The following is a 14,681-nucleotide window of genomic DNA, read 5'->3' as shown; positions in this document are numbered from 1 at the left end:
CTGAGGGCGCCGTCGCCGCTGACCGAGTCCGCCGGACGGGACGCGATGGAGGCGTCCCTGGAGGGCTACCGGGGCGCGAACGGCCCCGGCCGCGTGCTGTTCCTGCTGGACAGCTCCGGCTCGATGGCCGGTCAGTGGGAGGGGCCCAGCGGTGGGCCCGGCCTGCTGAAACAGTCGTTGGGCGGGCTCGGCGGCCGGGACGAGTACGCCGTGTGGGCGGTGTCGGACACCGGCGGGGACACCCACGAGACCGTGCTGTCCTTCGGCCCGCACAGCCGCAAGGACGCCGAGCGCGCCATCGACCGCGAGGCCGGGGTCCGGGACGCCGAGGCCGATCCGGGCGGGGCGCTGCGGGCCGCGCTCGAAGCCATGGAGGTGCGGGACGCCGACGACGAGCGTCCCGGCCTGATCGTCTTCGTCACCGACGACGAGGACGCGGACCGGCTCGCCGACGACGGATTCGGCAACCTGCTGGCCCTCGCGCGCGAGGGACGTGCCGATCGCGATGGTCTCCCTGAAGGGCGGCGGCTGCGACGAGGGGAAGCCGGACGCCCGGGTCTCCGAGGCGAGCGGGGGCCGCTGCCTGGACGCCGACGACGATCTCGGCGCCGCCCTGCACGACGAGGTCGCCCGCACCGGAACGGGGGAGGCGTGATGCGCGGAGTACCGCTCCAAAGACACCGGAGACAGTCCAGGCGACGGCCGGCGGTGCTGCTGACCCCGCTGTTCCTGCTGTTCCTGCTCGTGCCGACCGCGTGCAGCGGTGGTGGTGGTGGCGACGGGAGCGGGCCCGCGGCCTCCCCCTCCGCCGACGTGCCCGGCGACATCGTGGTCGCCAGCGGCCGGGACGTCACCGGCAAGAACGGCATCCGCCAGCGGCTCATCGACGCCTGGAACACCGAGCAGGAGAAGGCCGGCACCGGCTACCGGGCCCGGCTCGTCGAACTCCCCGGCAACGCCGACGAACAGCGCAGTCAGCTGCTCGGCGCGCTCCAGTCCGGCAGCGCCGCCTACGACGTGGTCAACCTCGACGTCACCTGGGTCCCGGAGTTCGCGGCCGCGGACCTGATCAGCCCGTTGCCCGGGTCGCTGCTCGACGAGGACGTCATCGCGCCGGTCGCGAGCACCGCCCGCTGGGACAGCGAGGTGTACGCCGCTCCCTTCAACAGCGACGTCGGCCTGCTCTACTACCGGCGCGACCACCTGAGCCAGGCGGACGTCGAGCAGACCGACCTGACGGGCGGACTGGACTGGCCGGAGCTGAAGAAGCTGATCAACGCGGTCGGCGACCACAAGCCCGACGGCTACGACAAGGGCTGGACGACCCAGCTCGCCGCGTACGAGGGGCGGACGGTCAACGCGGTGGAGGCGTTCGCGTCGGCGGTGCCGGACCTCACGCTCACCGACGAGGACGGGGACTACGACGCCACCGTCGAGGAGCTGACGGAGGGCATCACGGAGCTGCGCCGCCGTACCGAGGCCTCGTACGTGCTCCCGGACGCCTTCCGCTCCGACGAGGCGGCCTCCCTCGGTGACTTCGCCGCCGGCCGCACCACCTTCCTGCGGCACTGGCCGTACGTGTATCCCGCCCTGCACCAGTCGTTCCCCGACGACGACCGCCTGGGGGTGACCGCGTTGCCGGGGCGGGCCGTGCTCGGCGGCCAGAACCTCGCCGTGACCGCGGCATCCCAGCGGAGGACCAAGGCGACCGACCTGATCCGGTACCTGACCGGCAAGGAGAGCGAACGCTGCCTGCTGGACGCCGGTTTCGCGGCGACGCGCGCCTCCGCCTACACGGACGACGCCGTGACGTGCGCGGTGGGTGCCGCGACGCCCTCCGCGGCGCCCACCGGGGAGAGCGCCGACACCGTGCCCCGCGACGCGGCCGGCCGCCCGGAGTACGCCCGCGACATCCTGCTCCCCGCCCTCCGGGAGGCGGTGCACCGCCCCCGCACCCCGCTGTACGGCGCCTTCACCCAGACCTTCACCACCGAGCTGGGCGCCCTCTTCGCCGACGACCCGCCGGGCGACGCGGAACTGGCACGGCGACTGGACGAGGCCCTCAGACGCGCCCTGCCGGACTGACCGTCCAGCGGCGCCGCACCGCACCGACGTCTCAGCGGCCCACGGTGACCAGTGAGTCCGTGACCGATGAGTCCGTGACCGATGAGTCCGTCACGGATGAGTCCGTGACCGAGGTCGTGTCCCCCGCCGGGGCGGGCGCCGGCGGGTGTGCCGTGCCCGTCGGTCCCGCGTTCGCGGCCAGCAGCAGGCAGGCCACGGCGGCGACGGCCGCGGCGAGGGCTCTGGCGTAACGTTCGGCGGTGCGTGTGCGTTCGGGCACGGTGTCCTCTGCGGGATCGTACGGGATTGTGCCAAGCGCTGTTAAGCGCGCTTAATCCGCGGTTTAACCTAGAGCCGTCGGACTCGAACGGCAAGAGCCGCAGGGGGAGTTGGCAGTGGGGGACCGTGACGACCGGGTGGCCATCGGCCGCCGGGTGCAGCGACTGCGGGCCGAGCGCGGGATGACCCAGCGCCAGCTCGCGGAACCGGCCTACACACCCGCCTACATCTCCACCCTGGAGGCCGGCCGCGTCCGCCCCTCCGACGAGGCGCTGCGGCACCTCGCGGAACGGCTCGGCGTCGGCTACGAGGAGCTGGCCACCGGGCGCCCGGCCCGGCTCGCCACCGATCTGCGGCTCAGGCTCACCGAGGCGCGGCGCACGCTGGCCACCGACGGCGCCGAACAGGCGGCCGGGCAGTACACCGAACTGCTCGCCGAGGCCGAGACCCACGAGCTGCCCGAGGAACGGGCCGCCGCGCTGCTCGGACTCGGGGAGTGCGCCGTGGAGACCGGCGAACTGACCTCCGGGCGCCAGTACTTCGAGCGGGCCGAGCAGTGCCTCGCCGACGCCGGCGCCCCGCTGCCCGCCCGCGTCCCGGCCCTGCGCGGACGCGCCCTCGCCCACTACCTCGCCGGTGAACTGCGCTACGCCGTCTACCTCCTGGAGACCACCCTCGACGAGCTGAACCGCGGCGGCCTGCACGACCCCGACGCGCTCCTCCTGCTCTACGCCAGCGCCATCGGCCCGTACATGGACATGGGCGCCCACGCGCGCGCCGCCCAGGCCGCCGAACTCGCCCTCTCCCTCGCCCCCAGCGCCGGCGACCCCGCGCTGGTGGCCCGCATGCACCGCTCCGTCGCCCGCACCCTGCTCGCCGAGGGCCGCCTCGCCGAGGCCGACGCCTCGCTCGCCAAGGCGGCAGAGCTGTACCGCACGCTGCAACTCCGCACCGAGCTGGCCAACTGCCACTGGATGCGCGGCTACGTCTGCGCCCAGAACGGCGAACTCCCGCGCGCCGAGGAGGAGATGCGGGAGGCCCTCGGCATGCTCTCCGCCACCCGCGCCGCCCTCTACAGCAGCCAGGTCGCCGTCGAGCTGGCCGACGTACTGCACCGGCGCGGCAAGTCCGAGGAGGCCGCGGAACTGCTGCACGGGGTACTGGACGACCTCTCCTCCGAGCGCGGCGCCGTGCACTCCGCGGGCGCGCACCGGCTGCTCGGCATCATCGCCGAGGACGGCCGGGACACCGAGGCGGCCGAGGAGCACTACGTCCGCGCCCTCAGCCTGCTGGAACGGGCGGGCGCCGCCGGAGACCTGGCCGACCTGTGCCGGCTCCTCGGCGACCTGCTGCGCCGCACCGGCCGGGTGGAGGCGGCCCTCGACGCCTACCGCACCGGCCTCGGACACCGCACGGCACCCGGCACGACGACCCTGGGCCCGGCGCCCGCACAGCCGCCGCTGTAGGGAATCCTGGGCTGTGCACAGCGGCGCCGGTCAGCATGGCGGCGGGGGCAGGGACGAGCGGGGTGCGAGGAACGTGGACGACCGACGGACCGTGGCCGACGGTGTGCGGCTCGCCGTGCGCGCGCTGGTGTACGCCGTGCTCGGCGGGGCCGCGCTGCTCACCGTCGCCACCGTGGTCTCGGTGCTGGGCCCGGTCCTGGCGCTCGACCTCTACACGCCCCCGGTGGCGGCCTGGTGGACGGTGTTCACCGCCGTCGTCGTCCAGGGCGTGCCCTTCCTGCTGCTCGGCACGGTCGTCTCGGCGGCGATCGGGGCGTTCGTGCCGGAGCGCGCCTTCAGCCGCCTCCTGCCCCGCAACCAGGTCCTCGCGGTGCCCGTCGCGGGGGCGGCGGGGGTGGTGCTGCCCGGCTGCGAATGCGCGTCGGTGCCGGTGGCCGGGAGCCTGATGCGGCGCGGGGTCGCCCCGGCGGCGGCCCTCGCGTTCCTCCTGTCGGCGCCCGCGATCAACCCGGTGGTGCTGGTGGCCACGTCGATCGCGTTCCCCGGACAGCCCGCCATGGTCGCCGCCCGCCTGCTCGCCTCGCTCACGGCTGCGGTGGTGATGGGCTGGCTGTGGGTCCGGTTCGGGAAGGACGAGTGGTTGCGCCTGCCGAAGAGCCGTACGGCGCCCGGAGCGTCGTCGTACGGCTGGACCGGCTTCGTCTCCGGTCTGCGCCACGACTTCCTGCACGCGGGCGGCTTCCTCGTCGTCGGCGCGGGCGCGGCCGCCGCCTTCAACGTCGCCGTGCCCCGCTCCGTCCTGGACGTCTTCACCGACTCCGCCTGGCTGTCCGTGCTGCTGCTCGCGGTCCTCGCGGTGGTGCTGTGCGTGTGCAGCGAGGCGGACGCGTTCGTCGCCGCCTCGCTGAGCGGGTTCTCGCCGACCGCGCGGCTGGCGTTCATGGTGGTGGGGCCGATGGTCGACCTGAAGCTGATCGCGCTGCAGACCGGGACCTTCGGCCGGGCCTTCGCGGTGCGGTTCGCGTCGGTGACCTGGGTGGTGGCCGTGGCGAGCAGCGTGCTGGTGGGGTGGTGGCTGCTGTGAGGCGGTACGGACCGGCGGTCCTGCTCGCGCTGACCGGCGCGGCGGTACTGCGCATCTCGCTCTTCGGCGACCTCTACCTGCGGTACGTGCAGCCGGGGCTGCGGCCGTACCTGATCGTGTCCGGGGCGGTGCTGGTGCTGCTCGCGGCGGCGACGGCCCTCGCCCGGCGCGGTCATGAGGACGCGGACCAGAAGACGGACGGGGAGACCGACGCCCACGGCCACAGCCACGGCCCCGCCGGTCCCCGCGTCGCCTGGCTGCTCACCCTGCCCGCCCTCGCCCTGCTGCTGTTCCCGCCGCCCGCGCTCGGCTCCTACAGCGCGGGCCGCGAGGCGGCGCAGCGCGCGGCGCGGGGGGTCGGCACCTTCCCGGCGCTGCCGTCCGGGGACCCGGTGGAGCTGACCCTCGCCGAGTTCGGCTCCCGCGCGCTCTACGACAGCGAGCGGTCGCTGACCGGCCGTACCGTCCGCCTCACCGGCTTCGTCACCCACGGCGAGGACGGCACCTGGTACGTCACCCGGCTCCTCGTCTCCTGCTGCGCCGCCGACGCCACCACCGGCAAGGCCGAGATCCGTGGGGCCGGCGCCCCGCCCGTCGACACGTGGGTCACGGTCACCGGCGGCTGGCACCCGGAGGGCGAACTCGGCTCGGACGCGGCCTGGCCGCCGGTCCTCGACGCGACGGACGTACGCCGGGTGGAGCAGCCCGCGAACCCGTACGAGAAGCGCTGAGCCCCCGTCCACGACCTGCGGCGCACCCCGGTTTCCCCCGGTCGGGCACGGGTAGTCGAGCCTGCGGCCGCGTGAGTGAAGGAGGCGGTGCGCGTGCGGCCCAGCGACGAATCCGGGTGGTCCTCGGACGGAGCACGCGCCGCCGAGGTGATCGCCGAACAAGTACGGGGCGCCCCGCCGGACGAGGTGCCCGGACGCCTGTGCCGCACGGCCGTACGGCTGCTGCCGGTGACCGGGGCGAGCGCGTCGCTGCGCGGCGAGGGCGTGCCGGTACGGCTGTGCGCCAGCGGTGACCGGGCGACGTACCTGGCCGAGCTCCAGGCCACGCTGGGTGACGGCCCCTGTGTGAGCGCCGCCGAGTCGGGCGCCCCGGTGCTGGCCTGCGATCTGACGGCCGGTGCCGACGCCGGCCGGTGGCCCGTCTTCGCCCAGCAGGCGACGGCCGTCGGCGTACGGGCGGTCTACGCGCTGCCGCTGGGCGGTGCCGCCGGTTGCCTGGGCACCCTCGACCTCTACCGGGACACCCCCGGCCCGCTGGCCGGCCCGCAACTGAGCCTGGCGCGGCTCGTGGCCGGCGTCATGACGACGGCGCTGATGGCGCTGCCGCGCGGGGAGGAGACCTGGCTGGACCGGCTGGCCGGCGACCACGACGAGGTCTACCGGGCCGTCGGCATGATCATGGCCCAGCTGGGGGTCGGCGCCGACGAGGCCCTGGCCCGCCTGCGCGCCGACGCGTTCGTGTGCGGCCGCACCGCCCACGACGTGGCCCGCGACGTACTCACCCACCGCCGGCGCTTCGACCGCGACCATTAGGCCCTGTCGGCGGTGCCCCAGGCCCCGGCCCGGTCCGTCCTGCGCTAGACCTGTGCCCGCCCCTGCCGCCGGGCCTCCGTCAGCCGCTCCGTCCCGACCTCGACGGCGGTCCGGGTGGCGGCTTCGGCCGGCTCGCCGGGGGCGCCGTTGGTGAGGCTGATCGCGTCGTCGCCCACGCGTACGGCGACGAGGTCCACGGTGAGGACGGCACCCTCGGCGTTCACCGTCACCCGCAGGCCCTGCCGGGCGTCCCCCGCCTCCGGCGGTGCCAGGTCGGTGACCCGGACGTCCAGGGCGGTGCCGCGGGCGGCCCGGGCCGTGAACCGACCGCACGTGTCCGGCAGCGTCCCGAGCCAGGTCAGCACCCTGTCGATGTCGGCCGCGCGGTACGAGGTGATCCGGTAGTGCAGCTGGGCCCCGCCGGCCGCGTCGTCCAGGGCGGCCGTGGCCCTGGGGGCGATGGCGTCGCCGAACAGCTCCTCGGTGTAGAGGACGTCCAGCAGCCGCCCGCAGTCGGGCCGCTCGGCGGTGGCCTTCAGTACCTGGTCCCGCCAGGTCGCGGCGCCGCGTGTCGGTTCCCACGTCTCCCCCAGGTCGGCCTCCGTGATCAGGGCCGCCCGCGCCTGCCCCCGGGTGAGCGCGGGCGGCACGGCGGGCGAGGGGAGCGTGGCCGGGGACTGCGCGGTCGCGGGCGGGGTGCCGACCGGCCCCTCCGCCGCCCGGCCGCCCGCGGAACAGGCGGCTGCCGTCAGCGTCAGTGCCGCCGAGAGCGCGCAGACGAGCAGGGGACGGGCGGCGGGGGCATGCTGCACAGGTGCCTCCTGGCGGGCCGGGGCGACCGGCGCCGTTCGGGATCCGGCCGGTCGCACCCTCCACGGCACCACCGCCCCCGCCCCGCCACCAGCGTGCGGGGCCGTCCGGGTGAGGCGCCCGGCGAAAAACGGCTCGCGGCGGCGTCCGCCCGCGGGTACCGTCCCGTGCCATGAAGCGCGCGCGCCATTTCCTGATGACGACGCCGGGGAGTGTCCCGGCGCGCTGACTGCTGAGCAGGAGTCCGAAGCCCCGGGGCGAGCGCCCCGGGGCTTCTTCGCGTGGCGCTCGCCCTCCGTCCGGAGGAGACCACCGTGCACGACCAGGACCGAAACCCCGCCCAGGCACCCGCACCAGCGCCCGCCCCCGACCGCGACCACCGGCGGCTCGGCCGCGAACTCGGGCTGTTCGACACCGACCCCCTGATGGGCGCGGGCCTGCCGTACTGGCTGCCCGACGGGGCGATCGTCCGCCACACCCTGGAGGAGTACGTCCGCGAGGCGGAGCGCCGGGCCGGCTACCGGCACGTGTACTCGCCCGTCCTCGGCAAACGCGAGCTGTACGAGATCTCCGGGCACTGGGAGCACTATCGCGACGACATGTTCCCGCCGATGGAGCTGGGCGCGGAGGAGGTCGTGCTCCGCCCGAGCCTGTGCCCCCACCACGCCCTGGTCTACCGCTCCCGTTCCCACAGCTACCGGGAACTGCCCCTGCGGATCGCCGAGCTGGGCGCCATGTACCGCTCCGAACCGTCCGGAGTGCTCGGCGGCCTGACCCGCGTGCGGGCCATCCACCTCAACGACGCGCACATCTTCTGCACCCCGGACCAGGCCGCCGCCGAGGCCCGCGCCGCCCTCGGCCTCATCCGCCGCGCCCACGCCGACCTGGGCATCCGGGCCGCCCGCTACCGCCTCTCGCTGCCCGGCCCGGGCGGCAAGTACGTCGCCGACCCGCAGCTGTGGCGGCGTGCCACCGCACTGCTGGAGGAGGCCTTGGAGGGGCTGCCGTACGAGGCGGTGGAGGGGGAGGCCGCCTTCTACGGACCGAAGATCGACGTGCAGGTCGCGGACGCCGCCGGGCGCGAGTCCACCCTCTCCACCGTCCAGATCGACTTCCACCAGCCCGAACGCTTCGGCCTGCGCTACACCGGCCCCGACGGCGCCGCCCACCGCCCGGTCATGGTGCACCGCAGCGTCATCGGCAGCGTGGAGCGGGTGGTCGCGCACCTGATCGAGGCGCACGGCGGGGCGTTCCCGGCGTGGCTGGCGCCGGTGCAGCTGGTGGTGCTGCCGGTCGGCGCGGCGCAGCAGGACCCGGCGTACGACCTGGTGCGGCGCGCCGGTGATCTGGGGCTGCGCGCCGAGGTCGCCGGGCCCGAGCAGGGCACCCTCGGCGCCCGCGTCCGGGCGGCGCGCAAGGTGCCGTACCAGGCGGTGATCGGCGCGCGGGAGGCGGCGGGCGGCGACCTGGCGGACGTACGGCTGCGGGACGGGCGCCGGCCCGGGCGGGTGTCCGGCGCGGAGCTGCTGCGGCGGATCGACGGCCGGGTGCGGGCACGCGGCCCCGAGCTGTGGGAACCGGCGTGAGCCCGCGTAGGGTCACCGGGATCCGCCCCCACCGAGCCCGAGGAGCCCCCGCAGTGACGACCGCCTCCGACGACCGGCAGCCCGTCCCGGTGATCATCGACTGCGACACCGGCATCGACGACGCCTTGGCCCTGCTGCTGGCGGTCCGCCACCCGGGGCTCGACCTGCGCGCCGTCACCTGCGTGGCCGGGAACACCGACGTGGCGGGGGTCGTACGGAACACCCTGACCGTGCTGGAGCAGGCCGGCGCCCCGGACGTCCCCGTCGCCCGGGGTGCCGAGCGCCCGCTGATCGAGGAGGTGCGCACCGCCCGGCACGTGCACGGGCACGACGGCATGGGCGACCTCGGTCTGCCCGCGCCCACCCGCGCCCCCGTCGACGTCGACGCGGTGACCCTGCTGCGCCGGGAGATCCTCGCCTCACCGCGGCCGGTCACCCTGGTCCCCACCGCGCCGGCGACCAACATCGCGCTGCTGCTGCGCACCCACCCGGAGGTCACCGCCAACATCGAACGGATCGTGTTCATGGGCGGCGCGGTGGCCACCGGGAACGCGACGCCGGTCGCCGAGTTCAACGTGTGGCACGACCCGGAGGCCGCCGCGATCCTGCTCACCGCCGGGGTGCCGATCACGATGTACGGGCTGGACGTGTTCCAGCGGGTGATCGTCCCGGGACCGGACGTACGCCGGCTGCGGGCGAGCGCCGAGCCCGGCACCCGGCTCGCCGGTGAGCTGCTCGCCCACCGCGGCCCCGCCACCGACGAGTCGGACCCCGGCGGCGGCCTCGGCGACGCGGGCGCGGTCTGCGCGGTGCTCGACCCGGAGGGCCTGACCACGCACCGGCTGCCCGTCGAGGTGTCCCTGGCACCGGGACCGGCCCGCGGCCAGACCCTGGTCGACCGCCGGGTCCGCCCCGGCGAGTCCGAACTGCACGAGGGAACCCGCGAACAGCCGCTGGTGGACGTCGCTTTGGAGGTGGACGTGGCGCGGTACGTGAAGCTGTACCTGGGGGCGGTCGAGCGCACCGGCGGGTAGCGCACCGGCGCGTCGCGGGCGCGCGGGTTCGCTTTTCGGGTGATGTGGACAGATCTATTCGTGTCGCCCGCACGCATCGCGAAGGAGACCGCGTGACCGTACGCAGCACCACCCGCACGCCCGACCTGTCGTCCAAGGACCCCAACTGGTGGCGGCAGGCCGTCATCTACCAGGTCTACCCCCGCAGCTTCGCCGACGCCGACGGCGACGGGCTCGGTGACCTGCGGGGCATCACCCAGCGCCTGACCCATCTGGCGACCCTGGGCGTCGACGCCCTGTGGCTCAGCCCGTTCTACCCGTCCGAACTCGCCGACGGCGGCTACGACGTCGACGACTACCGCGACGTCGACCCGCGCCTGGGCACCCTGGACGACTTCGACGCGATGGCCGCCGAAGCCCACCGGCTGGGCCTGAAGGTGATCGTCGACCTGGTCCCCAACCACACCTCGCACCGCCACGCGTGGTTCCGGGAGGCCCTGGCGGCGGGCCCGGGTTCCGCGGCCCGCGACCGCTACGTCTTCCGGGACGGCCGCGGCGAGCGCGGGGAACTCCCGCCCACCGACTGGCAGTCCGTCTTCGGCGGCAGCGCCTGGAAGCGGGTGCCCGACGGACAGTGGTACCTCCACCTCTTCACACCCGAGCAGCCGGACCTGAACTGGGAGAACGAGCAGGTCCGCGCCGACTTCCGCACCACGCTGAAGTTCTGGTGCGACCGGGGCGTCGACGGCTTCCGCGTCGACGTGGCGCACGCGCTGGTCAAGGACCTGACCGAGCCGCTGCGCGACCTCGGCTCCCCCGAGCTGAGCAGCGAGGCGGCACTCGCGGAGTTCGCCCCCGGCACCCACCCGTTCTACGACCGCGACGACGTCCACGAGGTCTACCGCGACTGGCGCAAGATCCTCGACGCCTACACCCCGCCCCGCATGGCGGTGGCCGAGGCGTGGGTGCCGGGCGCCCGGCGCGCACTGTACGCCCGCCCGGACGAGCTGGGGCAGGCGTTCAACTTCGAGTATCTCCAGGGCGGCTGGGACGCGGCGGAGCTGCGCGAGATCATCACCGGCTCCCTGGCCGACGCGCACGCCGCCGGTGCCTCGGCGACCTGGGTGCTGTCCAACCACGACGTGGTCCGCCACGCCACCCGCCTGGTCCTGCCGCCGGACACCGACACCGACGCCTGGCTGCTGTCCGGCGGCCACGCACCGGCTGTCGACGCGGCGGCCGGCCTGCGCCGGGCCCGCGCGGCGACGCTGCTGATGCTGGCGCTGCCCGGCTCGGCGTACGTCTACCAGGGCGAGGAACTGGGCCTGCCCGAGGTGGCCGACCTGCCCACCGAGGTGCTCCAGGACCCGATCTGGGAGCAGACCGGGCACGTCCGCAAGGGCCGCGACGGATGCCGGGTGCCGCTGCCGTGGACGACGGGCGGGCCGTCGTACGGCTTCGGCGCGGGCGCCGCGTGGCTGCCGCAGCCGCCGGACTTCGCGTCGTACGCCGTCCAGGCCCAGGACGGCGTGGCGGGCTCGACCCTGGAGCTGTACCGCACGGCCCTGCGCCTGCGCCGCAAGCTGCTCGACGGCGAGTCGCTGACCTGGGCGGACGACGTCCCGGCCGGGGTCCTCCGGTTCGACCGCTCGGACAGGTGGCGCTGCGTCGCCAATCTCTCCGGCACGACGGTCGACCTGCCGGCCGGCGAGGTGCTGCTGAGCAGCGCACCGCTGGACGACGGCCGCCTGGGCCCTGACACGACGGTGTGGCTGGCGCTGTAGCCGGTCCGCGGGGATGAGCGGGGCCGGCGGCGGTCGGACCACGATCGCCAGTTCGTGCGAGGTGGTGTCGAGCCGGCGGCCCCCGGCCTCCGTGCAGGTCTCGCCGGGAACGCCTCCGCCCGTGGCCTCGCCGGCGTCGGCGCCCGGGTCGCTCATGGGGGTCAGTAGCGCACCGCCCGGGCCACCGCCGCGCGCACGTCCCCGGACAGGTCGTGGCTGCTGCGGGCGGTGGCCCGGGCGGTCTTTCCGGCGGGGACGTCGGGGACGGTGACGACGGCCGTGTCGAGCAGGGTGCCGCCGGGGTCCGTGTAGTTCACCTGCACCGCGAAGGACTTCGTCGAGTCGGCGGTGTTGCGGACGGTGACCTCGACGGTGGTGCGTCCGTCGGCGTCGGTCCTCGGGTCGCCCAGCTTCACGTCGCCCTCGACGTCGGCGCCCTCGCGGATGTCCTCCAGCCACCGTCCGGCCTCCGCGGTGGCCGACGCCACGGCGTCCGCGCCCTGGGAGGCCAGCGAGGACGCGGCCGACGCGGCCCGGCTGGCCGCGGCGCTGCCCGCGTCCGACGGCGCGTCACCGTCGCCGCCGCCGTCGGAGCAGCCGGTCAGCACGGCGCCCGCCAGCACCGCCACGCCGACTGCCGTGCGCACCCGGTGACCGGCCATGTCGCCTCCAGGGACCTGTGGTGGGTACACGTCCCGCGAGAACACGCGGGACCTCTCCAGTGAAGGTCCGCGAAGGCCGGCGCGCACACCGGCGTTGGGCCGAACGGGGGCTCCCGCCGGCCGCGGGCTACCCGCTCGGGGGCGGGAGCCCGTCGGGCGGCCGGGTCACACGTGTCCCGATCCACCGCTGCCGAAGGAGCCGCTCGATCCCGGCAGCCAGCGGCGGCGGCTCTGGTCCTCGCCCCGGCGGCTGCCCGAGTGGTGGAGCTGGTACGGCATGAGCCGTGGGCTTCCGTCCGCGGCGAGCGGGATCTCGTCGGGTTCCCGCGCCTCCCGTTCCTCGTGGACGGCGCCGGTCGCGGGGAGCTTGCCGTGTTCGTCGGCGTGCGGGCGTTCGGATTCGCGTTCCATGACCCCCAAGCCCATGCGTACGGCCCAGATCAGCGCGCCGGCGATCACCAGCCCGCCGATGAAGGCGATCGTCAGGTTGAGCGCGTGCGAGGACGCGGCCAGCAGTTCATACGTTGCCGTACTCATGTTCTGATTATGTACCTCCAAATGGGATAAAGCGCCAGGAATGTCCGGAGTGCCCTCCCGAGGGCTTCCAGGAGCGACCGCCGTGATTGAGAGCGGCCGGTGGCTGGTACCCGGCACACCGCGGCGGCGCCGCCCCCGAGCCCGCCGCCCCCCCCCCCCCCGCGCCGCCGGTGGAAGGAGCGCCCCATGACCGCGCCGTTGACGGCCGACGCCCATGACTACGGCCTGGCCGGGGACGGCACCGCCGACGACCGGCCGGCCCTGCAGAAGCTGGTGGACGCGCTGGGCGACGCCACCGCCGCCGACGGACGCCCGCGCACCGTGCGCGTGCCCGCCGGGCGGTACGTGATCCGGGACCGGCCCGTGCTCTGGCGCAGCGGCGTCTCCCTGGTCGGCGCCGGACGCGGGGCCACCTGCTTCGCGCTCGCCAACCCGGGCGCCCCGACGCAGCCGGTCCCGCTGGCCTGGTTCACCACCGCCCAGCACGGCGCCGGGCGGGACAACCACATCGCCGACGTCACCTTCGCGCACTTCGAGATCGACGGCTCCGGGGTGGAGACCGAGGAGTACGAGGTGCTGGCCAAGGGGCTCGGCCTCCAGTACGTGCTGCGCGGGCGCTTCACCGACCTGTACATCCACGACACCGCCGCCACCGGCTTCGGGTGCGACTTCCTCCAGGACACCGTCGTCGAGGGCGTGCTGGCCGAACGGTGCGGGCGGCAGGACCCCGGCGAGGAGATGGGCGGCGCGGGCATCGGGATCGGGGTCGGCGGCTGGGGGCCGGTCGAACGGCTGGCGGTGACCGACTGCACGGCCACCGGGAACGGCACCAACGGCATCTTCCTCGAACTCCAGCAGGACGACTGGGTCCCGCCCCGCGGCTTCCGCGTCACCGCCTGCCACACCGAGGGCAACCGCTACGGCATCTCCGACTGGGGCGCCGACGGCCTGCTGGTCACCGGCTGCACGATGCTCGGCAACCACGTCGCCGGGTTCGACGTGTCGGCGCAGGGCACCACCAGCGTCGGCGGCCGCGGCGGCATCGTCACCGGGTGCGTGATCGACGGCAACGTGGGCGACGGGATCGCGCTCGGCAACACTCCGGGCCCGTACGCCTTCCGCGGCAACCGCGTCAGCGGCAACGGGCGGTACGGCTACTGGCAGCACAACCTGGCGGGCGGCGACCAGGAGCCCGCCACGGACATCGTCCTGGAGTCCAACGACATCCACGACAACGCCCTGGACGGCATCCGCGTCGACGCCCCGCTGCACGAGCCGGCGATCTTCGGCAACCGGATCCGGAACAACGGCCGCCGCGCCGCGCCGGAGACCCGGGGAGGCGGCGCGGGCGTCCACTGCGGGCCGCTGTCCCTGACCGATGAGAACGCCGACTGGCTGCCGGGCGGCCACCGCGGCAAGCTGCTGACGGTCGGCGCCCGGAACGCCGGGGGCGGCGACCGTGTCACCGCCGGGGCCGGTGCCGAAGTCACCGTCGTGGTCACCGACAACACCGCCACCGAACTCACCCTCGCCCCCGAACGACCCGGCGCGCAGACGGCCTGGCCGGGCGGCACCCCCGGGCCCGGCGCCGCCTACCGCCTCCCGGACTCCCCGGCCCCGCGCACCGGCCTCACCGCCGCCGCCGCCGTGACCCACCCGTACGTGCACGGCAACCGCGTCCGGGACGACGGGCACCCGCGCACCCAGACGCACGCCGTGTGGATCGCGCACGAGGCCACCTGGACCGGCGGCCGGGTCTCCGGCAACGACTTCAGCGGCAACGCGTCGGCGGCGACCCGCTTCGACTCGGCGCCGAGCGGCGGTCGCTGGCGGGACAACGACGGCTGACGCG

13 protein-coding genes are annotated in these 14,681 nt (G+C 75.1%); 9 read left to right on the top strand and 4 right to left on the bottom strand.

Annotated elements, in window-relative coordinates; translation table 11 throughout:
- Window positions 1-654 precede the first annotated feature (654 nt).
- Entirely contained in the window at window positions 655-2,085 is a 1,431-nt protein-coding gene (locus RI578_RS42700; protein WP_399063133.1) for an extracellular solute-binding protein, read from the top strand.
- 31 nt (window positions 2,086-2,116) lie between these two features.
- Here the strand turns inward: RI578_RS42700 and RI578_RS19335 are convergent, their stop codons facing one another.
- Window positions 2,117-2,344, bottom strand: coding sequence for a hypothetical protein (locus tag RI578_RS19335; RefSeq protein WP_310872241.1), 228 nt, complete (start codon window positions 2,342-2,344; stop codon window positions 2,117-2,119).
- 115 nt (window positions 2,345-2,459) lie between these two features.
- Here RI578_RS19335 and RI578_RS19330 point away from each other — a divergent pair, with 115 nt between their 5' ends.
- From RI578_RS19330 to RI578_RS19315, 4 genes are all read left to right on the top strand, one after another.
- Window positions 2,460-3,809: a helix-turn-helix transcriptional regulator gene (locus RI578_RS19330; RefSeq protein WP_310872240.1), complete on the top strand. Its 1,350-nt coding sequence runs from the start codon at window positions 2,460-2,462 to the stop codon at window positions 3,807-3,809.
- A 73-nt stretch (window positions 3,810-3,882) separates the two neighbouring features.
- Entirely contained in the window at window positions 3,883-4,893 is a 1,011-nt protein-coding gene (locus RI578_RS19325) for a permease (protein WP_310872239.1), read from the top strand.
- Window positions 4,890-5,624 (top strand): TIGR03943 family putative permease subunit, encoded by a 735-nt coding sequence (locus tag RI578_RS19320; RefSeq protein WP_310875810.1) that lies wholly within the window; start codon window positions 4,890-4,892, stop codon window positions 5,622-5,624. The genes RI578_RS19325 and RI578_RS19320 overlap by 4 nt, the downstream gene beginning before the upstream one ends.
- Before the next feature lie 93 nt (window positions 5,625-5,717).
- Entirely contained in the window at window positions 5,718-6,437 is a 720-nt protein-coding gene (locus tag RI578_RS19315) for a GAF and ANTAR domain-containing protein (RefSeq protein ID WP_310872238.1), read from the top strand.
- 44 nt (window positions 6,438-6,481) lie between these two features.
- Here RI578_RS19315 and RI578_RS19310 read toward each other — a convergent pair whose 3' ends face one another.
- On the bottom strand, window positions 6,482-7,249 hold the full coding sequence (locus RI578_RS19310) for a hypothetical protein (protein ID WP_310872237.1): 768 nt from the start codon (window positions 7,247-7,249) through the stop codon (window positions 6,482-6,484).
- A gap of 312 nt (window positions 7,250-7,561) precedes the next feature.
- Between RI578_RS19310 and thrS the strand changes: the two genes are divergently transcribed.
- The 3 genes from thrS (at window position 7,562) to RI578_RS19295 (ending at window position 11,630) form a co-directional block, all read left to right on the top strand.
- Entirely contained in the window at window positions 7,562-8,833 is a 1,272-nt protein-coding gene (gene thrS, locus RI578_RS19305) for a threonine--tRNA ligase (RefSeq protein ID WP_310872236.1), read from the top strand.
- A 53-nt stretch (window positions 8,834-8,886) separates the two neighbouring features.
- Window positions 8,887-9,867: a nucleoside hydrolase gene (locus RI578_RS19300; RefSeq protein WP_310872235.1), complete on the top strand. Its 981-nt coding sequence runs from the start codon at window positions 8,887-8,889 to the stop codon at window positions 9,865-9,867.
- Between the two features lie 92 nt (window positions 9,868-9,959).
- Window positions 9,960-11,630 (top strand): glycoside hydrolase family 13 protein, encoded by a 1,671-nt coding sequence (locus tag RI578_RS19295; RefSeq protein WP_310872234.1) that lies wholly within the window; start codon window positions 9,960-9,962, stop codon window positions 11,628-11,630.
- 161 nt (window positions 11,631-11,791) lie between these two features.
- Here RI578_RS19295 and RI578_RS19290 read toward each other — a convergent pair whose 3' ends face one another.
- On the bottom strand, window positions 11,792-12,292 hold the full coding sequence (locus RI578_RS19290; RefSeq protein ID WP_310872233.1) for an FxLYD domain-containing protein: 501 nt from the start codon (window positions 12,290-12,292) through the stop codon (window positions 11,792-11,794).
- A gap of 165 nt (window positions 12,293-12,457) precedes the next feature.
- The gene (locus RI578_RS19285) at window positions 12,458-12,829 is read right to left on the bottom strand and encodes a DUF6479 family protein (RefSeq protein ID WP_310872232.1); all 372 of its coding nucleotides are present in this window, start codon (window positions 12,827-12,829) and stop codon (window positions 12,458-12,460) included.
- Between the two features lie 186 nt (window positions 12,830-13,015).
- Here RI578_RS19285 and RI578_RS19280 point away from each other — a divergent pair, with 186 nt between their 5' ends.
- On the top strand, window positions 13,016-14,677 hold the full coding sequence (locus RI578_RS19280; protein WP_310872231.1) for a right-handed parallel beta-helix repeat-containing protein: 1,662 nt from the start codon (window positions 13,016-13,018) through the stop codon (window positions 14,675-14,677).
- Window positions 14,678-14,681 lie beyond the last annotated feature (4 nt).

Source organism: Streptomyces sp. BB1-1-1 (assembly GCF_031597775.1).
GTDB classification, from domain to species: domain Bacteria; phylum Actinomycetota; class Actinomycetes; order Streptomycetales; family Streptomycetaceae; genus Streptomyces; species Streptomyces thinghirensis.
The sequence above is the reverse complement of the archived record's forward strand: the minus strand, read 5'-3'. Positions and strand labels throughout refer to the sequence as shown.